This window comes from Kaistella sp. 97-N-M2 (genome assembly GCF_021513235.1).
In the GTDB taxonomy this organism is placed as follows: Bacteria; Bacteroidota; Bacteroidia; order Flavobacteriales; family Weeksellaceae; genus Kaistella.
On sequence record NZ_CP090976.1, the window covers coordinates 170,393 to 192,694 of the forward strand.

Consider the following 22,302-nt stretch of genomic DNA (forward strand, 5'->3'; position numbering starts at 1 on the left):
ATGCTCATCACCGATTATTTCAGAAAATTTCTCCACAGTTCGAAATCCTCCGGGATTCTGCTCATTCTCTGCGTTGGCGTCTCCCTGATGGTTGCAAACTCCTCTTTGGGCGCGGCATTTCAGGAGATATTGGACCAAAAAATCGGCACCGAAATCTTTCATCTCAATTATTCGTTAAGCGTTTGGATTAACGACGGTTTAATGGCTGTTTTCTTCTTGCTCGTTGGTCTGGAGATTAAACGTGAAATTGTAGAAGGCGAACTTTCCACCTTTAAAAGTGCCTCATTACCCATTTTTGCTGCGGTTGGCGGGATGGTTGTTCCGGGTTTAATTTACTACGCTTTTAACCAGGGAACCGATTATGCGAAAGGTTGGGCCATCCCGATGGCGACCGATATTGCCTTTTCTTTGGCGATCATTTCAATGCTGGGCCGCAAAGTTCCGTTGTCGCTTAAAATATTTCTGGCCGCACTGGCAATTGTGGACGATCTGGGTGCTATTCTTGTAATTGCCGTTTTTTATACGGATCAGATCAGTTGGAATTTTTTAGGCCTAAGTGCGCTGATGGTAGCTCTTTTAGTTGTTTTGAATTTTTTAAATTTTAAAAAGCATATTTTTTACATTATTCCAGGGATTTTTCTGTGGTATTTTATGCATCATTCGGGCATTCACGCCACAATTGCGGGAGTGTTGCTGGCCTTTACAATTCCCACAAATTCTTCGGTCACCGAAATTTCGCCCCTCGAAAAATTGGAGCAGAAACTTCATCTTCCCGTAAACTTCCTAATAATGCCACTTTTTGCCCTGGCCAATACCAACATTAAATTTAAAGAAGGAATGGTCGATCATCTTTTCAGCAATTTTGGCTACGGTATTATTCTGGGCTTATTTTTGGGTAAAGTCGTCGGAATTAATCTTTTCTCCTGGCTTTTTATTAAATTAAAAATCAGCAGCCTGCCGGATAACAGTTCGTGGAGTCAGATGTTGGGCGCCGGTATGTTGGCAGGAATAGGCTTTACGATGTCGATTTTTATCGCCCTGCTGTCCTTCAAAAACCATCCGGAAATTCAGGATGAAGCCAAGTTTGCCATTCTTATCGCCTCGATTATTTCCGGGATTGCAGGATATTCCCTGCTGAAAGTTGTGGGTAAACGCAAACAGAACGGTGCGCGAAATTCAACCTTTGACGCATAAAAAAACGTTTAATCAGTCACTTGTAATCAGTCCTTCACCGTAAATGTGTGGGAATCTTCTCTTGGGTTAAAATCCGGCAGTATTTCGGAACCATAATTGGACGCATTCGATTTCATTTCGTCCGCAATCATTTTCTCTACGCGAACTTTTTTGATCGCAATATTCAACTCATTTCCTAAGAGGATGAGAATGATATTGATATTCACCCAAACCATCACCAGAATAATCGAACCAATGGAGCCGTAAAGCACATTGTACCGCGCGAAATCTTTAACGTAAATCGCAAACAGATAAGTGAGCAGCATAAATAAAACGGTGGTCAGCACCGCGCCGGGCATTGCCTGCTTGAATGTTGTGATTTTAAGACATCCCACCCAATAGAAAAGCGCCAGCAATATAAAATAGAAGATCGGAAAAGAGATAAATCCAATAATTTTCGACAGATTATCCACGAACCAGGAAATATTTATTTGCGGTGTAAAGAGTTTCAACACCACTTCACTGTAATAAACGCCCAGTAAAGATGCGACAACGAGTAAAATAAAAGCAATGGTAATAACAAACGCGACCAAATATTCCTTCACGGCGCCGCGCTGCAAATTGGTATTTAAATTAAAGCCGTTGATGAGGGAATGCGTGCCGTTTACCGCAAAAACCATCGCAAAAATAATGGTCAGATTGCTGATATTCTTCATGTTGGGAATGATGAATTCCTTAATATAACCCGAAACATCCCGCTGGATGTGTGAGGGAAAGATATTATGCATCAACACCTCAAAAATATAGAACTGAAGTTTGTCGTAGTGTGGCAAATACGGTAAAAGCGACAGAAAAAAGAGAATAAACGGAAAAAGGCTCAGAAAGAAACTCCAGGAAATACTCGCGGCAATACGGCCGATCTGCATTTTAAATACGCCTTTGCCGTAAACTTCAAACATCTCCCAAAGAGAAATTCCTAAAACAGGAATGTGAAGATCATTTAGAAATTCATGGATTTTGAGGAGGAATTTAGGTGTCTTTAGGCCCATTAATCTATATTTGCAGCACAAAGATAACAAATGCGAATTAATCTGATATGCATTGGAAAAACCGATGATAAGGAAATTTTGACTCTCATCAAATATTACCAAACCCGTTTGCCCAAACACTGGAATTTCGAGATCACCGAAATTCCGGATGTGAAAAACGCGAAAAATCTTTCGCCGGAACTTTTAAAAAAAGAGGAAGGTAAATTGTTTCTGAGCCTAACCGATAATTCAGATTACGTTGTTCTTCTCGACGAAAAAGGCAGGCAGTTTACAAGCCGCGAATTTTCCACCAAAATCGACCAATGGATGAACACTTCTGTAAAAAAGGTTTCATTTTTTATTGGGGGCGCTTATGGCTTTTCCGAGGAAATTTACGAACGTGCAAACGAAAAGATGGCACTTTCAAAAATGACGTTCACGCATCAGATGATCCGCCTTTTTTTTGTCGAACAAATTTACCGCGCCGATCAGATTTTGCAGGGAAAACCGTATCACAACGATTAATTTTTAATGAGTTTCCGTCTTGAGTTCTTTGAAGAATTCAGTTTTAAGCAAAAAAATCCGCAAATCACCACATTTTCAAATCAACAAATTATCACATCAATTTTTTCGTATTTTTGCGACCTATGAACGATCTATGTTTGCGCACGGTTACGGTGATGCGCTATATTTTGCCTCTGCGCGAAGGCGGTTCGCTTCCGGCTTTGGCTGAAGCCGACGATGATTTTAAATATGTTTTGAAATTTCGTGGCGCCGGACATGGCGTGAAAATGTTGATTTCCGAACTGTTGGGCGGAATCATCGCACAAAAATTGGGTCTTCCCGTGCCGGAACTGGTTTTCGCGAATCTGGATGTCGATTTCGGCAGAATGGAAGCTGATGAGGAAATTCAGGATCTGCTTAAATTTTCGGAAGGTCTTAACTTGGGCCTGCATTTTCTTTCCGGCGCAATAGCTTATGATTCCTCCGTTAAAGTTGATGACCTGCTTGCGTCGAAAATTGTTTGGTTGGATGCTTTTATTACGAATATCGACCGCACTTTCAAGAATACAAATCTGTTAATGTGGCACAAAGAACTGTGGGTGATCGATAACGGCGCTTCCTTTTATTTTCATCATTCCTGGCAAAATTTTGAGGCCGCAGCGAAAACTCCGTTTAAATATGTGAAAGATCACGTGCTGCTGCCGCAAGCTACAAAACTCGCGGAAGCCGATGAATTTGCGAAAGAAAAACTGGACGACAAATTTTTCCGCAGTCTCGTCAACCTCATCCCCGAAGACTGGCTGCAGTGGAATGATGCGGAAGAATCGCCCGCAGAAATAAGAGAAATCTATTTTCAATTCCTGAAAACAAGATTAGCTAATTCCGAAATCTTTTTAAACGAAGCCCAAAATGCAAGAGGATAAATTATACGAATACGCCGTGATCCGCTTTGTACCAAAGGTGGAGCGCGAAGAGTTCTTCAATATCGGTTTGGTGATGTTTTCGAAAAAGCACAAATACATCCGCATCGCTTTTAGCATTTGTCCAAAGAAATTTGAGTTGATGAACTGTAAAGTAGATTTTGAAGCTTTGCAGCAAAACCTCGAAAGTTTCGAAAAAGTAGCGAACGGCGCGAAAGACGGCGGCGAAATCGCACACCTCGAAATTCCAGAAAGATTCCGCTGGCTGACGGCGGTGCGGAGTTCGGTGGTGCAAACCTCACGGCCTCATCCCGGAAAAACAAAAGATCTGGATGCCACTTTTGAAAGGTTGTTTGAAGAGTTGGTGAAATAAAAAAGGAACACTGCTTTTACGATGTTCCTGTGTCTTTCGTATTGTTACTAATATTGCTCTGACCTTTGCTAAATGAAATGCCTTTGCGAACTCTACAAAACAGTCAAAAGCAGACTATTTCGCAATAAATCTTAGCGGACTTCGCGTTAAAAATTTGCGAGATGCTTTAAAGTTTTTTCAATTTTAAAACCGATTATAGTACTAACAATTAAATTTTCGTCAGTTTCGCAAACTTTAAAATCAAATTCTTTTCGCCTTCGTGCTGAAATTTTACTTTTGCTTTGATGTTCTGCGCATCGGTTCCATCCAGAAAAATAACTTCCCCTACGCCAAAACGGTCGTGACGAACCTTATCGCCTACTTCGATATCCTGCGAAGAATTTCCGCTTGGATTGATGATCTTTGCCGTGGCTACAGGTTTTAGATTTTGCGGAATCGGAAGTGGTTCATTTCGCTGCAGCGATTTCTTTTCGTCTTTCTTTTTGTAAAAGCGAGGCTCGCTCGGCAAATCATCAAAAATATTCGACGTGATTCCGCTATGATTGACAAACCGACTTTCGAGCGCCGGATTGATGAATTCCAAATACTGAGAATCGACTTCGCTTAAAAAGCGCGACGGCTCCGCATCCGTAATTTTTCCCCACTGAAAACGCGAAATGGCGTACGAGAAAAAGGCCTGTTTTTCGGCCCGCGTCAATGCCACATAAAACAAACGGCGTTCCTCTTCCACTTCTTCGCGCGTGGAGGAACTCATAAAACTTGGAAAAAGATTTTCTTCCAGACCAACCAAATGCACGATGGGAAACTCCAAACCTTTGGACAGGTGAATCGTCATCAAAGAAACCTTGTCTGTATCGTCATTTTTATCAGTTTGGATATCCGCAGAAAGTGCAATATTTTCGAGGAAATTAGAAAGCGACGGATCACCATCTTCAATTTGCTGCTGTTCTTCTATAAAACCCTGCATGGAGTTCATAAGTTCCTGCACATTTTCCACGCGGGAAATTCCTTCCGGCGTCTGATCGTCTTTAAAAAACTTAATAAGTCCGCTTCTTTTTGCCACTTCCATCGTAAGATTGTAGGCATTTTCTTCCTTCAAAAGTACCTGAAAGGCTTTGATCATAGACCAAAAATCCGAGAGCTTTGTTAAAATTCCATTGTTGAGATTAAGTCGCGGTGCGTAAAACCCCAGATTTCCCAAGACTTCCGTAACGGAAATGTTTTGGGAATCCGCAAAAACAATCAGTTTGTTCTGCGTTGTTTCGCCGATGCCGCGGGCGGGATAATTGATGACTCTCATTAAAGCCTCGCTGTCATTCTCATTCACCAATAAACGCAAATAAGCTACGAGATCTTTCACTTCTTTTCTTTGATAGAAAGAAAGTCCGCCAAAAACGCGGTAGGGAATATTTTTTCGGCGCAGCGCATCCTCGAACGCTCGGGTTTGAGAGTTGGTTCGGTATAAAATGGCAAAATCTGTAAATTTTCTCTGTGCAGAATTGTGAAGTTCCCAGATATTGGACGCTACGAAACTCGCTTCATCGGCGTCGGAAAGTGAGCGGTACACTTTTATTTTTTCGCCCTCCTCGTTATCGCTGAAAACATTTTTTTTGAATTGCTGCAGGTTTTTGGAAATCACCACGTTTGCTGCATTAACGATATTTTGGGTGGAACGGTAATTCTGTTCCAGCGACACCGTTTGCGCGTCGGGATAATCTTTTTTAAAATTTAAAATATTCAAAATATTTGCACCACGGAAGGAGTAAATGGATTGGGCATCGTCGCCCACCACACAAATATTTTCAAATTTGGAAGCCAGTGCTTTCACGATTAAATACTGCGAGTGATTCGTATCCTGGTACTCATCCACCAAAATATAGCGAAAACGGTCCTGATATTTGGCCAACACTTCCGGAAACCGCGTGAGAAGTTCGTTGGTTTTTAACAACAAATCATCAAAATCCATAGAGCCATTTCGATAACAGACATCCACATATTTCTGGTAAATCAGTCCGATGTGTTTCATGTTCGCCTTTTCGTCGGCTTCCATCAATTCGGGATTGTTGAAATATGCTTTTACGGTGATAAGATTGTTTTTATAATTTGAAATCCGCGCCTGAACTTTTTTTGGTTTATAAAGATCTGCATCGATATTGAGCTCCTTTAAAACTTTTCTGATCACGTTTAAAGAATCCTGCGAATCATAAATCGTAAAGTTGGACGGAAGTATCCCAAATAGTGCGCCTCACTTCTTAAAATGCGCGCAAAAACGGAGTGAAAAGTTCCCATCCACAGACTTCTGGCTTCACTGTCGCCCACCACTTTGGCGATACGCAATTTCATTTCCTTAGCGGCCTTGTTCGTAAAGGTGAGCGCCAAAATATTAAACGGATCCACAAGATTGGTAATCAAGTGGGCAATCCGCATGGTGAGAACGCGCGTTTTGCCGGAACCGGCGCCGGCAAGAACCATTAATGGTCCTTCCAGTGAGGTTACCGCTTCGTATTGGGCTTCATTTAATCCTTTCAAGTAATCCATAAGTGCAAAAAATTGAGTGGTAAATTTACGGAAATTTTTAGGGATTTTTCCCTCAGAAGAGTGCTTGCGAAAAAAAAGGAAATCATTTGGAAAACTTTGACTTATGGAAAGAATAAGGCATCATTTTTGTAAATGTGACATTTATAATTAAAAAAAACAATAACCAATGTCGGAAAATATACTCTCGCTGGAAGATCTTAAATTTCTGGAAAATCTCCATTCCAAATTTGGTCTGACTTTTTTACGATGTGATGAAAGTGGAATTAGAATTAATGAAGATTCGAAAATCTCAAAGGCGATCGAAAACGAGTCGTTCGACCGTTTATGTTACCTCACAGAAATTACAAAAAAATTAAAATTCAGACTGGATTCTAATTTTCAACTGAATTTTTCGAACCAGTTTAACTGTAAGGTAGATCGTCTTTAAACAATAAAAGACAAAATAAATTTTGGATTTTGTTATAATTTATGCGGTAAGATGATTAAGTTTTTGCACCACTTCGTCGATTTCAAAAGGCTTTGCTATAAAGGCGTCTGCACCCGACTGAATTGCGGTATGCTCTAATCCGCGGCTAGCAGACATCATAATAACCGGAATATTCTTGGTACTATCTTGCGTTTTTAATTTTCGGCAAATGTCTCTTCCATCTTCGCCGGAAAGCCACATATCTAAAAGAATGAGGCAAGGCTTGTCTGATTTTTGTACGTAGCTGAAGATCTCGGAGCCACGTTCGAAGGTGTTGACCTCAAATCCTTCAAAATCGAGCAGTGTGCTCAGGGAATCAAGAATTGCAACATCGTCATCGATTATCGCTATTTTTTTGGAAATCATTTTTTTATTTTACAGTATAAATTTCGGTAAAGAAAAACAGAAAGTTGAACCTTTTCCGAACGTACTGTGAACCCATATTTGGCCTTTTGACCGCTCAATAATCTGCGCGGAAATAAAAAGACCTAAGCCTAGTCCCGGAAAAGTTGTCTGTTCATCACCACTCACGCGGTAATACTGTTCAAATACCTTATCTTTTTTGTCTTCAGGCAAGCCGATTCCGAAATCCTGTACCGAAAAATGAATATCTTCTGAAACGCTTTCACAGCGAACGACGATTTTTTGGGTGTTGGGAGAATACTTTAAAGCATTGGAAATGAAATTCGTAATTACCTGGCTAACACGATCCCTGTCTGCAAAAACCATACCGACCGGAGAGGTGGTAAGCTCGATTTCAAAAGTGGTGGACATTTGTTGCTCCTCCACGGTTTCCAAAACCAATTTCTCAAAGTCAAAAGGCTCTTCATTCAAATAAATTTTTCCCGAATTAATTTTGGTAACATCTAGAAGATCTCCAATCAGCGAGGTGAGTTTAACAATCTGGATGTCCATCTTTTTTGCAAAATCTGCATTTTTTTCGTCACCGGTTTTCCGCAGCATCCGTTCCAAAACCTGGGCGTACAATTTGAGGGAAGTTAGCGGCGTTTTCAGTTCATGGCTGGCAATTCCGAGAAAAGTATCTTTTTGTGCGGCCAAAATTTTGAATTCGTTGATATTTGTACTGGTCCCAATCCAGTGGTTAAGTTCCCCATCCTCATCCAGCACGGGAGTTGCGCGGTTTAAAAACCAAACATATTGCTTGGTTTGTTGGTCCTGATATCTGCATTCTAACTCAAAAACCTTTTTTTCCTCACCCGCGGTAATCCACATTTTTTGCAGATGCCGCAGATCTTCGGGATATACGATCTTCGAAAAGTCGAATGTTGCCATCTCCTCCATGGGAATGTTGAGGAATTTCAACATGTTTTCATTGTAATAAATAAGGTGCCCCTCAGCATCGGTGGTCCAAACAATCTGGGGCATCGCCTCGGCAAGATCCCGGTATTTTTTTACACTTTTCTCCTCTTTCAACCGTTCCATAACCAATTCTGTAACATTTACAGCCACATTTAAGATGGCGTAAATATCACCGTTTGCGTCGCGGATCGGCCTGTAAGAAAAATTAAAATAGTAAGTCTGAAGTTTGCCGTCGACAATCAAATTAACTTTATCTTCTTTTGCCAGGTAGGGACTGCCGGTTTTGTAAATATTTTTAAGGATTTGAATAAAAGGTTGACCTTTCAGCTCCGGCAGCGCTTTTTCGAGCGTTAAACCGATTACTTCTTTAGACTTTCCCCAGGATTTAAGCATTTGGTCATTTGCAAACTCAATGGTCAAATCTTCGCCTTTGTAAATGGCGGTAGAATAATCTGAGATTTCCATCAACTCCTTAAAACGAAGTTCGCTGTCCCGTAGCTTTTTTTCGTTCAGTACCTGATCTGTAACTTCCGTGGCAACAATGGAAACACCAATAATTTGATTCAACTTATAAACCGGCGCATATATAAAATCGAAATAATGGGCTTCCAACTTTCCGTCCTGCTCCAATAAAGCCTTTACTTTCGATCCCTTGTAAATAATTCCCGTTTCTAAAACTCCGTTTAAAATGGCCGGAAAACCTTGAGTGGCAATCTCTGGAAGCGCTTCCAGAATAGGAAGTCCAATGATTTCGGGTCCGCGCTGCCAAAAATTCAGGACCTGCTTATTGGCATTTTCAATCACCAGATCTTTGCCCATCAAAATCGCTAGACCCACCGGTGCCTGACTGAAAAGTGAGGTTAAAGACTCCACGGCGATGGGATTATTCAGAAATTTTTCCATAAGCGAATTTAATTAAATAATGTTAATTAATAATCTGTCTTTTTGAAGTTTTAAAATAGGTCTTAGGTTTGGAATTGTGCATGCATGATGCTTAATAGTATGGTAAGATGATATGATTTTTATATGATGAGTCCTACTTTTCTTGTCAATATTTAAAATTAATGGTTATATTTGCACTTCGAAAACTCATCAATAAAAATGACTACAATATTTACACTCTTCATGATCCTTATCATGATTGCAAGCATCTTACTGATCATCATCGTTATGGCGCAAAATCCGAAAGGTGGCGGTCTTTCCGGAACTTTCGGCGGAACATCGGCGGCGCAGTTTGGTGTACAGCGAACCAATGATTTTATGGAAAAAGCAACCTGGGGTCTGGGAGCAATTATTGTAGTACTTATTTTACTAAGTGTAATTTTAACGGCAAAACCGTCCGTAAGTATGCAAAAGGCACCTGCACGAACAGAAGCTCCGGCACCGCAGACTGCTCCGGGTACGAACAATCCCGCTACACTTCCCGTACAGACACCTGCAGGAAATTAAGAAGCAAAAATTTACTCATCATAAAAAGAAAAAAGACATTCATTAATTTGAATGTCTTTTTATTTTGTTTTGCTCGATGGCGTGTCGCAATTTTAAACCGGCAGAAAGAAATAGGTGTTGAAGCGGCTTCTGCGTTTTATAATATTTATCCACAAAGATCTGCATAGCGCCGTAAAAACGATTAAGATATTTTAAATCCTTCACCGTGCTTTCGCCTTTGTGATGCAGGATTGAAGACTTACCGTAATACCAGTTCTTATAATTTTTTTGCAAAAGCGTAAAGCAGAGATCAATGTCTTCGCCGTACATGAAATATTTCTCGTCTAAACCGCCGATCTTTAGGTAAAGGTCTTTTTTCATAAGGAGAAAGGCGCCCGTAATAACGTCGACTTCCGCGATGGCGTCCTCTTCGATATCATTGCGGTAATAGGATTTCGATGTGTTTTTCCGAATGTTGGTGAAGAGTTTTTCAAAAGAATTAAACATATCCGGCACGGAGCGTTTACTTTCGGGCAAAAAATGACCCTCCGCGTCATGCATACGCACTCCCAAACATCCGAAGTTCGGTTGGCGGTCTGCAAAACCAATGATTTTAAACATTTCCGAATCTTCCAGTTCCGTATCCGGATTTAAAAGAAGAATGTATTCTCCGCGTGCTTCCCGAACGGCTTTATTGTTCGCCACGGCGAAACCTTCGTTTTTGGTCGCACCGATAAATTTAAATTCCGGGAATTCGGTTTTTAATCTTTTCCAGGAAGAATCCGGCGAGTTATTGTCGATCACAACTACTTCATAAGCCACATTCTGTACAAATTTTTGAATGGATGCAAGGCAGTTTCTTAAGAGATCGGTAACGTTATAATTGACAATAATAATGGACAGCTTCATTTCCCCTGCGATTTTAAATATGTGTTGCGCCCCCTTCTTACGGCATATTTTAATTTATAAAAAACAAAATAAAGAATATATTCCGAAAGACCAATTTTTTTGAGGCCGTACATTTCTCTGAGATTTTTCTGGAAACCCTTTTCCATCTCTTTTAAATTGGCCGATAAGCCCGAGACGCCGAAAGACCTTTTCCCCGAATCTGCCAGAAGCAGTTCTTCATTCAAAATGTACATCGAATTTCTAAAGGATATCCGTAACCAGTAATTTAGGTCCTCACCATATTTTTGTGCGCTGTCGAACAGACCAGTGTTCTCCAGGATTTCTCTCCTGAATATAACGGTTGAGGGTTGTGCTTCATTGCGGAACATTAACTTTCTAAAGGTTATCTCCGCTAAATTTTCAGCGTTAACCCTATAAGGATAAAGAAGTTGCTGTCCTACCCGCTTGGTGGCGAGAAAATTAACGTTAAAATCTGCATTTTCCAAAATATGCATTTGCCGCGCTGTTTTTTCCGGCAACCATTCGTCATCCGAATCCAGCAAAGCGATAAACTCTCCTTTTGCACGCTTTAGGCCGGCATTCCGTGCGTTCGAGACGCCGCCATTTTCCTGATTGATAAGAACAATATTCTGATGCGGATTCTGCAGGTGATAATTTTCGATGATGCTTTTGCTTCCATCTGTGGAACCGTCGTTGATGATGATGATTTCAAATCCACCTTTCCAGGTTTGATTTTTAATGGATTTTAAAGATTTTTCGATGCTCTTTTCGGCATTGTAAACTGGGATAATTACAGAGATCACGCGTTTTAATCTTTAAATAATTTAAGGCTAAAATAAGAAAATATCTTTAAAGACTAATCCTTTTCGTTGTAAGGCAATCGTTTCTGAATGGAACGTCCGAGAGAAATCTCATCCGCATATTCCAGTTCGTCACCCACCGAAATGCCGCGCGCAATCGTAGAAAAATTAACGTCGAAATTTTTGAATTTTCGGTAGATGTAGTAAGACGTTGTATCGCCTTCCATCGTTGCGCTGAGTGCAAAAATAAGTTCTTTGATCTCCTTGTTTTCGAGTTTTCGCTCGATGGATGAAATATTGAGCTGATTTGGACCGATACCTTCCATAGGAGAAATTTTTCCGCCTAAAACGAGATATTTTCCACGGAATTTCCCCGTATTTTCAATGGCCATCACATCGCGAACATCTTCTACAACACACAAAATCTCTTCATTGCGCTTCGGATTCGCACAGATTTCGCAAATCTCCGAATCGGAGAAATTATGGCAATCTTTACAGTATTTGATGTCGGTAACAAGTTTTTTTAAAGATTCGCCCAAAGCCAGCGCCTGACTTTCGGGCTGTTTCAACAAATGCAGCGCAAGCCGCAAGGCCGATTTCCGTCCGATGCCCGGAAGTCCCGAAATTTCCTCTACCGCTTTTGCTAAAACTCTACTCGGATAATCCATTGAGCAAAGATAGAATTCGAGCCGTAATATTCAAAATTAAATAGGTTGAGATTGAGTTAAGGTGAATGAGGGACGATGGATGATGGATAAGAAAGTTTTAGATAAAATTTATAAAGAAAAAATTCAATCGACGTGATTGCCGCGGCAATTGACCTAAAAAATAATATCTTTGGAAAAAGTAAAAAATGGTGCTGAAAAACCTCAATTATCCTCTGGATTTTAAATTTAAAATTACAACGCTTTCCAGCGATTTCAATATAACAGACCGGGATGGCAATTACGTCGCGTACGTGCGCCAGAAAATGTTCAAACTGAAAGAAGATGTCATTGTTTTCAGTGACGAAAGCAAATCTCAGGAACTCTTTCAGATTAAAGCCAACCAATGGATTGATTTTAACGCCTCTTATTCGATGACGGAAGTCGCGAGTGGTAAAAAATTCGGACGTCTCGCAAGACGCGGCATGCAATCCCTCTGGAAATCCCAATATGATATTTTCGATGAAAACGACGGGTCAAAATACCAGATTAACGAAGATAACGGCTGGGTAAAAGTTCTGGACGGTTTCGTAGGTGAAATTCCAATCGTGGGGATGTTCACGGGATATTTCCTCAACCCGTCTTATACGGTGAAAGATAATGCCGGCAAGGAATATTTCCGACTCAAGAAAATGCCGTCTTTAATTGGGCGGCGATTCCAACTCGACCGCTTGATCGACATTGCTGATGAAGACGAATCTTTGGTTGTTTTAAGTTTTCTGATGATGGTACTTTTGGAAAGATCTCGAGGATAAAAAATAAAATATTTCATGAAAAATTTAGTTTCGCTGGTCGTTTTTATGACGAATTTCTCCTGTACTCCAGATCAAAAAGCAGGAGTAAATGAATCGCGAACTGTCGAAAAAGCCGCTGTTTTTGACGCTAAAGAAAAAGTGCTTCCGAACAATGCGAAGCTGGAAACCTTTGCTTTTCCCGCTGAAGTTGAAGGTTGCTCCTGTTATTTCGCAAAAGACAGACAGGATTTTGAGCAGGAAAGATATGTTTATGTGGATGAATTCGGCAAAAATGCTTTTCTAAAATCCGAGGGAAAAATAATCAAAATTCCGTTAAAAAAAGAAGATTTCGAGGGCGACAAATTCACAAGAAAAATTCAAAATAAAGAAATTTCTGTAGAGATCGACGGAATAAAAATAAAAGACATGGAAGAAGTGATGATGTTTGAAGGAAATATGACGGTTACATATAAAACTGGCGAAAAAATAACGACTCCAATTTATGGCGAGTGCGGCTGTTAAATACTATTAAAATTAAGGATTTGCGCTTTCGAACTTTTCGGGAGCGTTTTTTTATTTGTAAATTTGAGATCAATAAATCAAAATAATGGAATTATCTCAATTAGAACCTCAAGTAATCTGGAAAAATTTCGCCGCACTGAATTCGGTACCAAGACCTTCAAAAAAAGAAGAAAAGGTAATTGCCTTCATCAAAAGTTTTGGCGAAAATCTGGGATTGCCGACAACGGTTGATGAAGTTGGAAACGTAATCATCAAAAAGCCTGCAACAAAAGGAATGGAAGACCGAAAAGCCATCGTGCTGCAATCCCACCTCGATATGGTTTGCCAAAAAAATAATGATGTTAATTTCGATTTCGAAACGCAGGGAATTCAGATGGAAGTCGACGGCGACTGGGTAAAAGCAAAAGGAACAACTTTAGGAGCAGACAACGGCCTGGGTGTTGCGGCGATTATGAGTGTTTTGGAAAGCACCGACCTTGCACATCCGGATCTGGAAGCCCTTTTCACCATCGATGAAGAAACCGGCATGACGGGTGCAATTGGCCTGAAACCCGGACAATTAAAGGGAAAAATTTTATTGAATTTAGATACAGAAGAAGATGACGAAATCGATATCGGTTGCGCAGGCGGCGTCGACGTAACGGCGTCCCAAACTTATCCCGTTGCAAAATCCACTGGCCAGATTGTAAAAATTACCGTTAAAGGTTTGCAGGGCGGACATTCGGGCATGGATATTCATAAAGGTTTCGGGAATTCAAACGTCATTCTGGGCAGATTTTTATACAGCGGCCTCGAAAAAGAAAATATTCAGTTAATTTCTATCGACAGCGGCAGTTTGCGCAATGCGATTCCGCGCGAAGGAAACGCGGTGTTTTCCGTTCGAAATGCGACTGAATTCATCGAAAATGCAGAAGAATTAAAAGCCTCTATCCTGGAAGAATTTGCAGCAATCGAAAAAGATTTGCAGATTAACATTGAAAATTATTCTACAGAAGAAAAAGCCGTTTCCGAAGAGGATTCAAAAAAGATCATTTTGGCTTTAAAAGGTGCGCATAACGGCGTTTACAGAATGTCGCCCGATGTTGCAGATCTCGTAGAAACGTCGAACAATATTGCACGGGTGGAACTGAAAGACGGCGCGTTAAGGATTTTAAACCTGTCGCGTTCTTCCGTAGAGTCCTCCAAACATGCGGTGGCGGACCAGTTAAAATCTGTTTTCGCCCTCGCGGGCATGAAAGTGGAATTCGGCGGATCTTATCCCGGCTGGAAGCCAAAACCCGGCTCGGAGATCGTGAAACTCATGGAGAAAATTTACGAAAAAGACTTCGGCGAAAAACCTCTGGTCGTTGCCTGTCATGCAGGTTTGGAATGTGGCATCATCGGCGCCAATTACCCGGAAATGGAAATGGTGAGCTTCGGTCCCACGATTCGCGGCGCACATTCGCCCGACGAAAAAGCCAATATTACTTCGGTGAAAAAATTCTGGGGATTTTTGAAAGAGATTTTAGCGGATATTCCGGCAAAATAAAAGCAATTCAAACCTTTATTAAAGCAAAATGCAAATCTGTATTTTGCTTTTTTTATTCTTTTAAATTATAAAAAATGACTACCGGGAAATTTCGGCCACGATTAATTATCCTCTCTGATCTCTGGGGAAAAGAAAGATCAGGTTGGGTAAAATATTACACCAAACACTTAGAAAATTATTTCGAAATTCAATATTATGACTCCTGCGAGCTGGCAGAAATTGACATTTTACATTATCATAAGGAGTCATTACACCAACAATTTATCAATGGCGGGATCGACAAGGCGGTTAAAAATTTAAAAATAAAAGAGGATGAAAAAAATTCTGTTTTAGCCTTTAGTATGGGCGGATTTATTGCATGGAAAGCCATGGTAGAAGGTTTTCCGGCAGAGAATTTGTTTGCGGTTTCTTCGACAAGGCTTAGACAGGAAATTCAAAAACCCCGTGGATTTATTCAACTTTATTACGCAGAAAACGATAGCTATCGACCGACGGACCGCTGGTTTTTAACGCTCAATTTAGAAAGAGAAATATTTGCAGAGGAAGATCACGACTTCTATCAAAAGGAAAATGTTGGAAAATTAATTTCTCAAAAAATAATCCAACATTTTAAAAATACAGGGCAACTTCCTTAATTGCAGTATAACTTTTTATTTTATATTTAATTTTTTCTTTGATTTTTTACCTTTCTTTTTTGAAGCCGTGAGTAAAAATCCCAGTCCCAAACCCAATCCCATCATCAAAACAGTTTGCGTTTTTTTGGAGGGCACGGGAAGGGCCATTTCGCCATAAATTCGCATGGGACTTTCCGAAGGATATCTTACGTTTCCGTCGGTGTTTGTTTCTGCATCTGGTTTCATGGTGAGTCTCATTGCAGCGGACGCGGTGTTGATAATGGCTCTTGGAAACAGACCATACAAAACTTTCATAACGGCGGCATAACCATCGGTAATAATGCTCTTTTTCGGATTTTTTGCCGCTTCAACCATTTGGGCAGCCAGCTTGCGCGGATCTGTGGAAAAAGGTGGAATTTTAAAATCGAGGCCGGAATATTTCGCAGAATGCATGTTACCGGTGGAGCGCTGAATTCCGGGATAAAGTCCCACGACATGAATATTTGGCTCATCGGAAAGTTCGCCCTGCAGGCCTTCCACCATTCCCCTGATACCGAATTTTGTACTGGAATACGCCGTTGAATAGGGCGCTGGCATCCAGCCACCAATGGAAACGTTGTTAATTAAAACGCCTTCTTTCTGACGTTTAAAAATGGGAATTGCAGCATAAGCGCCGTGTATGTAGCCCAGAAGGTTTGTTTTTACGACCTGATCGATACTTTCCAGCGGAATTTCTTCGAATTTTCCGCTTGCCATAACGCCCGCATTATTCACCCAGAAATCAATTCTTCCGTTGAACTGCAAAGCTTTCTGTGCAAGATTTTCAACTTCTTCCGCGACGGAAACGTCGGTTGGTACGCCTAACGAAACCACTCCCAAATCGTGACAAAGTGCGACGGTTTCGTCCAGACCTTTTTGTCCGCGGGCGGCAACCACGACATTGCAGCCTTCCAAAGCAAAAGCTTCCGCCGCAGCGCGGCCTACTCCACTTGTTCCGCCGGTGATAACGACTGTTTTTCCGGCAAGGGTTCTATAATTTTCTTCCTGTTTATTACTGGTTTTCATATCTTTTTATTTGGTTCGTTTTAAAGGCTAGCAATTATTATGCAATTCACTTTTAATTATATCTCTTTACCAATCTTTCATGGATCGACGATCACTTTTTCGATAGATTCGAAGAAAATGTGGTAATTTTAATAATTAATAAGTTGTAAAATGGGTGCAAAAAATAATTACGATGACCTTCTGTCGCTTCTTCAGACCAGATTCGAGGCCAACATGAAACGGCACAAAGGTTTACAGTGGTCAGAAATTCAAAGTAAATTAGAGAAAAATCCTGCAAAACTCGAATCGCTGCTTCAAATGGAAGAGAGCGGTGGCGAACCGGATGTGGTTGCTTTTACAAAAGCCTCAGGCGAATTTTTTTTATGATTGTTCCGTCGAAAGTCCGAAAGGGCGTCGCAGCTTTTGTTACGACAAAGCTGCCTTGGATAAACGAAAAGAAAACAAACCTAAAAATAGTGCGGAGGAGGCTGCGAAAACGATGGGAATAGAAATCCTGAATGAAGAAGAATATCGTTTTTTGCAAACGGTGGGAAATTTTGATATTAAAACTTCGAGCTGGCTAAAAACGCCGGAAAACATTCGGAAACTTGGCGGTTCTATTTTTGGCGATTTTCGGTATGATACGGTTTTTATCTATCACAATGGCGCCGAATCTTATTATGCCTCTCGAGGATTTCGGGGCGTCTTACGGGTTTAATTTTATTCCGGCAAAAAAAAATCCTGAAAAATTTCAGAATTTTATTATGATTGAATTTGAGCTTCTTACTCGGTTTTTTCGAATTTTATCTGAGCGTGGATTTTATGGATACGGCGCGATTGCTACTTCCAAACCATCGATTTCCGGCGTAATGTGAATTTGACAACCTAAACGCGAATCATCCTGCACATAAAAAGCTTCGGAAAGCATAGCCTCTTCCTCATCGCCCATTTCCTGCAACTTTTCGGCCCCGTCAACTACGTAAACTTGACAGGACGCGCACATCGCCATACCACCGCAAACGCCGATTGTTCCTTCGTCTGCCAGTTCGTAGGAACGAATGACTTCCATTAAATTCATCGACATATCGGTTGGCGCAACCACCTCGTGCGTATCGCCGTTTCGGTCCGTTATTTTTAAATTAATATCCTGCATTGCTCGCTTTTCGTTATCCCTAATCGATTTTTTTGACTACGGCTTTCTCGGCCTCTTTTCGCGTCCCGTCGAAACCGTCAATTCCACTTACGGTCGTGTATTTCAAGACATACTTTTTGCCGGGATTCAGCATGTTATACACGCTTTGGCACATTAAAGTTGCTTCGTGGAAACCACATAAAATCAATTTCAGTTTCCCCGGATATGTATTGATGTCACCAATGGCATAGACGCCGGGAATATTCGTTTGGTAATCCAAGGCATTGTTCACAACGATGGCATTTTTTTCGATTTCGAGGCCCCAGTTGCCAAGATCGCCTAATTTTGGCGTTAAACCAAACAGCGGAATAAAATAATCGGTTTCCAGATCGAAGGTTTGGCCTTCTTTTTCTACGGTGATCGCAGACAGTTTGCCCTCGCCTTTCAATCCGGTAACTTCTGCCGGTGTCATCATGGTTATTTTTCCGAGATCTTTTAATTCCTGCACTTTGTCCACAGAATCCAGGGCGCCGCGGAATTCGTTTCGGCGGTGAATTAAAGTGACTTCGCTTGCGATGTCGGACAGGAAAATACTCCAGTCCAAAGCAGAGTCGCCACCGCCCGCGATCACCACTTTTTTGTTTCTAAAATGTTCGGGTTCTTTAATGAAATATTCAACACCTTTTTCTTCGTAATCGGCGATGTTTTCTATCGTAGGTTTGCGCGGCTCGAAAGTTCCCAATCCACCTGCAATGGCTACGGCTTTTGCGCGATGAACAGTTCCTTTGTTCGTAATAACTTCGAACGTGCCATCGTCGAGCTTGGTTAAGGTCTTCGCCGTTTCGCCTAACGTAAAACCGGGCTGAAACTGCTTGATCTGATCCATTAGATTACTAACCAGTTCGCCCGCGTTGATGGCGGGAAATCCCGGAATATCGAAAATAGGTTTCTTTGGGTAAAGTTCGGTGAGCTGACCGCCCTGCTGTGGGAGCGCATCGATTAAATGGCATTTCATCTTCAGTAAACCTGCTTCGAAAACGGCAAAAAGGCCAGTTGGTCCCGCTCCTATGATCAATATATCGGTAGTAATCATTAATGATTTTTTATAAAATTAGTTGCACAAATTTAAGAAAAATAAAAGAACGGCGGATTGCATAAGAGTGACAAATATCATTTAAAAACCCTGCAAAACCATTGTATTATCTTTGTGGCAAATTTTTTGCAAAAGCAAAGCCATGAAAAAGATATTCAGCCTGTTTATAATTTTATTTTTTACTTTGGGCCAGGCTCAAAAGCTCGATAACATACAGTCCGGCGAAGTTTTAAACTACCGAATTCATTACGGAATTCTAAATGCCGGTACCGCCACACTAACCACGCTAAAAACCAACTATATGGGGCAACCCCATTTCTATGTTAAAGGCTATGGTCGGACAACGGGCGCGGTTCGTGCCTTTTTTAAAGTTGAAGACAATTACGAAAGTTTTATCAATTACAAGACCGGCTTACCGAGTTATTATGTCAGAAATGTGCAGGAAGGCGGTTACACGCAGCATTTGCAAACCGTTTTTAACCACACCAATCAAACCTTAATTTTAACGAATAAAAAAAAGGGCACGTCAGAAGTCTTAAAATCCGTGAAAGGCGTTCAGGACATGCTTTCTGCTTTTTATTATCTCAGAAGTTTGGATCCCGGCGAACTGAAAGTGGGGACCGTAAAAAAACTGAACGTCTGGATCGATGACGAACTTTTCCCCTTCCAGCTGAAAGTCGCAGGAACCGAAGACGTTAAAACCAAGTTTGGCACCATTAACTGTTTGAAGATTATTCCCCAGGTCATCAGCGGACGCGTTTTCAAAGACAAAGAAGGTGTTACGCTTTATGTAAGCAACGACCGGAATTTCGTTCCCGTCTCCATTAAAGCGGAACTTGCGGTCGGTTCCTTAAAAGCGAGTCTGGACTCCTACAAAAATGTTAAATATCCCTTAAACATCAAGTAAAATTTAAATATCAAACCGGCTTCAGCCGGTTTTTTTTTGGTTGAATGTAACAAAATATGCAGGAGCGTTGTCTTATTAGGAAGAAAACAAAAACCCCATGAAATCTCCTCTTTTAGGCCTTTTGCTCATTGCTGTGAGCCAGATCTTTCCCGCTCAGAAAACCGAAGTGGATCCGATTATCCGGAAAAAAATTGTTGCGACGAAAATAACTAACCCCCCAAAAATCGACGGGATTTTAGATGAAGATGTTTGGCAAAGTGCACCTATCGCGACAAATTTTATCGAGAGAAGACCCAACAACGGCGCACCCTCGCCGGATTCCTTACGTTCGGAAGTAAAGGTTTTGTATGACGATACGGGCGTTTATTTTGGGGCGATGCTTTATGATCTTCACCCGGAAAAAATCGCGCACGAACTTACCGAAAGAGACAACATTGATAACGATGATATATTCGGGGTAACAATAAATGGCTACAATGATCACCAACAAAGTCTAGAGTTTCTCGTTCTCCCAACCGGAGTTCAGGTCGATGCAAAAATCACGGAAAATGAAGATGACTCCTGGAATGCCGTGTGGTATTCGGCGACGAAAATAACGGATATGGGTTGGGTGGTCGAAATGAAAATTCCGTACTCGGAACTGCGCTTTCCAAAAAAAATGTTCAGGAATGGGGCATCAATTTTCTGCGTCTCGTGAAGCGAACAAACACAATGTACGACTGGAATTTTGTGGACAATAAGAAAAATTCCTACATGCTTTACGATGGGGTTTTAAATGGAATTGAAAACATCAATCCGCCCACGAGATTATCTTTTCTACCGTATATCTCAACTTATTTGAACAATTACGACGGCAAAACAACTGCAAGTTTCAACGGCGGAATGGATTTAAAATACGGCATCAACGACGCGTTTACCTTGGATTTGACGTTAATCCCGGATTTCGGACAGACTTCCTTTGATGAATCGGTGCTGAATTTATCGCCTTTCGAGCAGCAGTTTGACGAACAGCGTTCCTTTTTTACGGAAGGAACCGAACTTTTCAATAAAGGAAATCTTTTTTATTCGCGCAGGATCGGCGGCAGCCCGTCGAGATATCCTGAAACTTCGCCCGACGAAACCGTTACCGAATATCCGGACAAAGTGAAATTATTCAATGCTTTCAAAATCTCCGGCAGAACGAACAAAGGTCTCGGCATCGGTTTTTTCAACGGAATTACAGAAAAAATGGACGCCCGGATTCTGAATGAGAATACGGGTGAAGTAAGAACGGAAGTGGTAGAACCCTGGGCGAACTATAATGTTTTGGTTTTGGACCAGAGGTTTCATAAAAACTCTTCTGTTTCCTTCGTGAATACGAATGTGGTGCGCGCAGGTAATTTTCGCGACGCGAATTCTACCGCTTTGTTGTGGGACATCAACGATAAAAAAAATATTTTCAATTATTACGGAAGCGCGAAAGGAAGTTGGGTGATGGACAACGGAACCAAATTCGGCACGAAGGCGCAGGTAGGTTTTGCAAAAAATTCTGGGAAAAATCAGTTCGATGTAAACGGTGTTATTGCCACCAGAAACTGGGACATCAACGATCTCGGCTTTTCCACAAGCACCAACTACGGGAATTATCACGCTTATTATGGATACCGGACTTTAGAACCCACGAAAAAATTCAACAATATTTATTTAAATTTTAACGTCGATTATGTGCAAAGGCTCCAGTCCTATTTGTACAGCAAACTGGTTTTCAATCATAATAACCAGTTCACGACGAGAAATTTCCGCAATTATGGTGGCGGTATTGAATTTACGCCCATTGGAGAAAATGACATTTACGAACCGCGTGTAGACGGGCGCTATTTGAAAATTCCGGGCTATTTCGACAGCTGGCTCTGGACGGAAAGCGACAGCCGAAAAAAGTTTCAGTATAATTTGAGCATCGATTATTACGCCTATAATGAGAAAGGCAGAAACCTCGTCGTCCCGTCATTTTACTTAAGATACCGTTTTTCCGATAAATTTAAAGCCATCTGGAAATTCAATTCTACCTTCAGCAACAACGAAACGGGCTACGCCGGAAAAGATGCCGAAGATATTTTTATCGGCCGGAGACAGCGAAATACGTACGAAAACAGCATCACGTCGCAATATACTTTCAACTCCAAAATGGCTTTCTCGCTCGCCTTCCGTCATTATTTTTCGGATGTGACTTATAAAGGTTTTTACACCTTAAATCAGGATGGAAGCTTAAACGACACGTCAAAATTTAGTGAAAACCTGAACGGAAGTTATAATTCCTGGAACGTCGATCTGCGCTATTCTTGGTGGTTTGCGCCCGGAAGCCAACTTACAATCCTCTATCGCAACGCTGTGCAGGATTATCTTGGCATTTCGCGTATGAATTTAAAAGACAATTTCAGCCAGCTGTTTAAAGAACCGATGGTAAATAATATCTCTTTAAAACTGACGTATTACATCGATTATAACGAGGCGAAATCATGGTTCAGAAAAAAAGGTTAGGTTAAAAAAAAAGACCGTTTCAATTTATTTTGAAACGGTCTTTTTATT

Annotated in this window: 22 protein-coding genes and 2 pseudogenes; 14 read left to right on the top strand and 10 right to left on the bottom strand. The window is 41.1% G+C overall.

Annotated features, from left to right (window positions below; all coding sequences use genetic code 11):
• Positions 1-1,194 (top strand): Na+/H+ antiporter NhaA, encoded by a 1,194-nt coding sequence (nhaA, locus tag L0B70_RS00880; RefSeq protein ID WP_235142445.1) that lies wholly within the window; start codon positions 1-3, stop codon positions 1,192-1,194.
• 26 nt (positions 1,195-1,220) lie between these two features.
• Here nhaA and L0B70_RS00885 read toward each other — a convergent pair whose 3' ends face one another.
• Positions 1,221-2,222, bottom strand: coding sequence for a YihY/virulence factor BrkB family protein (locus L0B70_RS00885; RefSeq protein WP_235142446.1), 1,002 nt, complete (start codon positions 2,220-2,222; stop codon positions 1,221-1,223).
• Between the two features lie 30 nt (positions 2,223-2,252).
• On the opposite strand from L0B70_RS00885, the gene rlmH reads away from it, so the two are divergent.
• From rlmH to L0B70_RS00900, 3 genes are all read left to right on the top strand, one after another.
• Positions 2,253-2,726 (top strand): 23S rRNA (pseudouridine(1915)-N(3))-methyltransferase RlmH, encoded by a 474-nt coding sequence (gene rlmH, locus L0B70_RS00890; protein WP_235142447.1) that lies wholly within the window; start codon positions 2,253-2,255, stop codon positions 2,724-2,726.
• A 122-nt stretch (positions 2,727-2,848) separates the two neighbouring features.
• Positions 2,849-3,628 carry a HipA family kinase gene (locus L0B70_RS00895; protein WP_235142448.1) on the top strand — a complete coding sequence of 260 codons (780 nt, stop codon included), beginning with the start codon at positions 2,849-2,851 and terminating at the stop codon, positions 3,626-3,628.
• On the top strand, positions 3,615-3,998 hold the full coding sequence (locus tag L0B70_RS00900; protein WP_235142449.1) for a DUF3037 domain-containing protein: 384 nt from the start codon (positions 3,615-3,617) through the stop codon (positions 3,996-3,998). Before L0B70_RS00895 ends, L0B70_RS00900 begins: the two co-directional genes overlap by 14 nt.
• A 208-nt stretch (positions 3,999-4,206) precedes the next feature.
• Here the strand turns inward: L0B70_RS00900 and L0B70_RS00905 are convergent.
• Positions 4,207-6,536: pseudogene (locus L0B70_RS00905) on the bottom strand (ATP-dependent helicase).
• A 166-nt stretch (positions 6,537-6,702) separates the two neighbouring features.
• Between L0B70_RS00905 and L0B70_RS00910 the strand changes: the two are divergent.
• Positions 6,703-6,963 carry a hypothetical protein gene (locus L0B70_RS00910; RefSeq protein WP_235142450.1) on the top strand — a complete coding sequence of 87 codons (261 nt, stop codon included), beginning with the start codon at positions 6,703-6,705 and terminating at the stop codon, positions 6,961-6,963.
• Between the two features lie 39 nt (positions 6,964-7,002).
• Here the strand turns inward: L0B70_RS00910 and L0B70_RS00915 are convergent, their stop codons facing one another.
• Positions 7,003-7,368, bottom strand: a complete 366-nt coding sequence (locus tag L0B70_RS00915; RefSeq protein ID WP_235142451.1) for a PleD family two-component system response regulator — start codon at positions 7,366-7,368, stop codon at positions 7,003-7,005.
• A gap of 9 nt (positions 7,369-7,377) precedes the next feature.
• Positions 7,378-9,225, bottom strand: coding sequence for an ATP-binding protein (locus L0B70_RS00920; protein ID WP_235142452.1), 1,848 nt, complete (start codon positions 9,223-9,225; stop codon positions 7,378-7,380).
• Between the two features lie 198 nt (positions 9,226-9,423).
• Here L0B70_RS00920 and secG point away from each other — a divergent pair, with 198 nt between their 5' ends.
• The gene (gene secG, locus L0B70_RS00925) at positions 9,424-9,771 is read left to right on the top strand and encodes a preprotein translocase subunit SecG (RefSeq protein WP_235142453.1); all 348 of its coding nucleotides are present in this window, start codon (positions 9,424-9,426) and stop codon (positions 9,769-9,771) included.
• Between the two features lie 42 nt (positions 9,772-9,813).
• Here the strand turns inward: secG and L0B70_RS00930 are convergent, their stop codons facing one another.
• The 3 genes from L0B70_RS00930 to recR are packed head-to-tail and all read right to left on the bottom strand — an operon-like array spanning position 9,814 to position 12,127.
• Entirely contained in the window at positions 9,814-10,659 is an 846-nt protein-coding gene (locus L0B70_RS00930) for a glycosyltransferase family 2 protein (RefSeq protein ID WP_235142454.1), read from the bottom strand.
• A complete protein-coding gene (locus L0B70_RS00935) occupies positions 10,656-11,462 on the bottom strand; it encodes a glycosyltransferase family A protein (RefSeq protein ID WP_235142455.1) in 807 nt (268 codons plus the stop codon). The genes L0B70_RS00930 and L0B70_RS00935 overlap by 4 nt, the downstream gene beginning before the upstream one ends.
• A 53-nt stretch (positions 11,463-11,515) precedes the next feature.
• Positions 11,516-12,127: a recombination mediator RecR gene (recR, locus tag L0B70_RS00940; protein ID WP_235142456.1), complete on the bottom strand. Its 612-nt coding sequence runs from the start codon at positions 12,125-12,127 to the stop codon at positions 11,516-11,518.
• Between the two features lie 185 nt (positions 12,128-12,312).
• On the opposite strand from recR, the gene L0B70_RS00945 reads away from it, so the two are divergent.
• The 4 genes from L0B70_RS00945 to L0B70_RS00960 all read left to right on the top strand — a co-directional run bounded on the left by L0B70_RS00945 (position 12,313) and on the right by L0B70_RS00960 (position 15,582).
• A complete protein-coding gene (locus tag L0B70_RS00945; RefSeq protein WP_235142457.1) occupies positions 12,313-12,918 on the top strand; it encodes a hypothetical protein in 606 nt (201 codons plus the stop codon).
• 15 nt (positions 12,919-12,933) lie between these two features.
• Positions 12,934-13,419: a hypothetical protein gene (locus L0B70_RS00950; protein ID WP_235142458.1), complete on the top strand. Its 486-nt coding sequence runs from the start codon at positions 12,934-12,936 to the stop codon at positions 13,417-13,419.
• A gap of 85 nt (positions 13,420-13,504) precedes the next feature.
• A complete protein-coding gene (locus L0B70_RS00955; protein ID WP_235142459.1) occupies positions 13,505-14,947 on the top strand; it encodes an aminoacyl-histidine dipeptidase in 1,443 nt (480 codons plus the stop codon).
• 74 nt (positions 14,948-15,021) lie between these two features.
• Positions 15,022-15,582, top strand: a complete 561-nt coding sequence (locus tag L0B70_RS00960) for an alpha/beta hydrolase (protein WP_235142460.1) — start codon at positions 15,022-15,024, stop codon at positions 15,580-15,582.
• A 15-nt stretch (positions 15,583-15,597) separates the two neighbouring features.
• On the opposite strand, the gene L0B70_RS00965 is transcribed toward L0B70_RS00960, so the two are convergent.
• On the bottom strand, positions 15,598-16,626 hold the full coding sequence (locus L0B70_RS00965) for an SDR family NAD(P)-dependent oxidoreductase (protein ID WP_235142461.1): 1,029 nt from the start codon (positions 16,624-16,626) through the stop codon (positions 15,598-15,600).
• A 150-nt stretch (positions 16,627-16,776) separates the two neighbouring features.
• Between L0B70_RS00965 and L0B70_RS00970 the strand changes: the two are divergent.
• Positions 16,777-17,323 (top strand): annotated as a pseudogene (locus L0B70_RS00970) (DUF4256 domain-containing protein).
• A 102-nt stretch (positions 17,324-17,425) separates the two neighbouring features.
• Here L0B70_RS00970 and L0B70_RS00975 read toward each other — a convergent pair.
• Both L0B70_RS00975 and L0B70_RS00980 read right to left on the bottom strand, forming a co-directional pair.
• On the bottom strand, positions 17,426-17,758 hold the full coding sequence (locus L0B70_RS00975) for a 2Fe-2S iron-sulfur cluster-binding protein (RefSeq protein WP_235142462.1): 333 nt from the start codon (positions 17,756-17,758) through the stop codon (positions 17,426-17,428).
• A 19-nt stretch (positions 17,759-17,777) separates the two neighbouring features.
• Complete coding sequence (locus L0B70_RS00980; RefSeq protein WP_235142463.1) at positions 17,778-18,830, bottom strand: NAD(P)/FAD-dependent oxidoreductase; 1,053 nt, start codon at positions 18,828-18,830, stop codon at positions 17,778-17,780.
• Positions 18,831-18,972: 142 nt separating this feature from the next.
• Here L0B70_RS00980 and L0B70_RS00985 point away from each other — a divergent pair, with 142 nt between their 5' ends.
• From L0B70_RS00985 to L0B70_RS00995, 3 genes are all read left to right on the top strand, one after another.
• Entirely contained in the window at positions 18,973-19,737 is a 765-nt protein-coding gene (locus tag L0B70_RS00985; RefSeq protein WP_235142464.1) for a DUF3108 domain-containing protein, read from the top strand.
• A gap of 97 nt (positions 19,738-19,834) precedes the next feature.
• Positions 19,835-20,434 (top strand): carbohydrate binding family 9 domain-containing protein, encoded by a 600-nt coding sequence (locus tag L0B70_RS00990; protein WP_235142465.1) that lies wholly within the window; start codon positions 19,835-19,837, stop codon positions 20,432-20,434.
• Complete coding sequence (locus L0B70_RS00995) at positions 20,344-22,254, top strand: DUF5916 domain-containing protein (protein WP_235142466.1); 1,911 nt, start codon at positions 20,344-20,346, stop codon at positions 22,252-22,254. The genes L0B70_RS00990 and L0B70_RS00995 overlap by 91 nt, the downstream gene beginning before the upstream one ends.
• Positions 22,255-22,302: the final 48 nt, after the last annotated feature.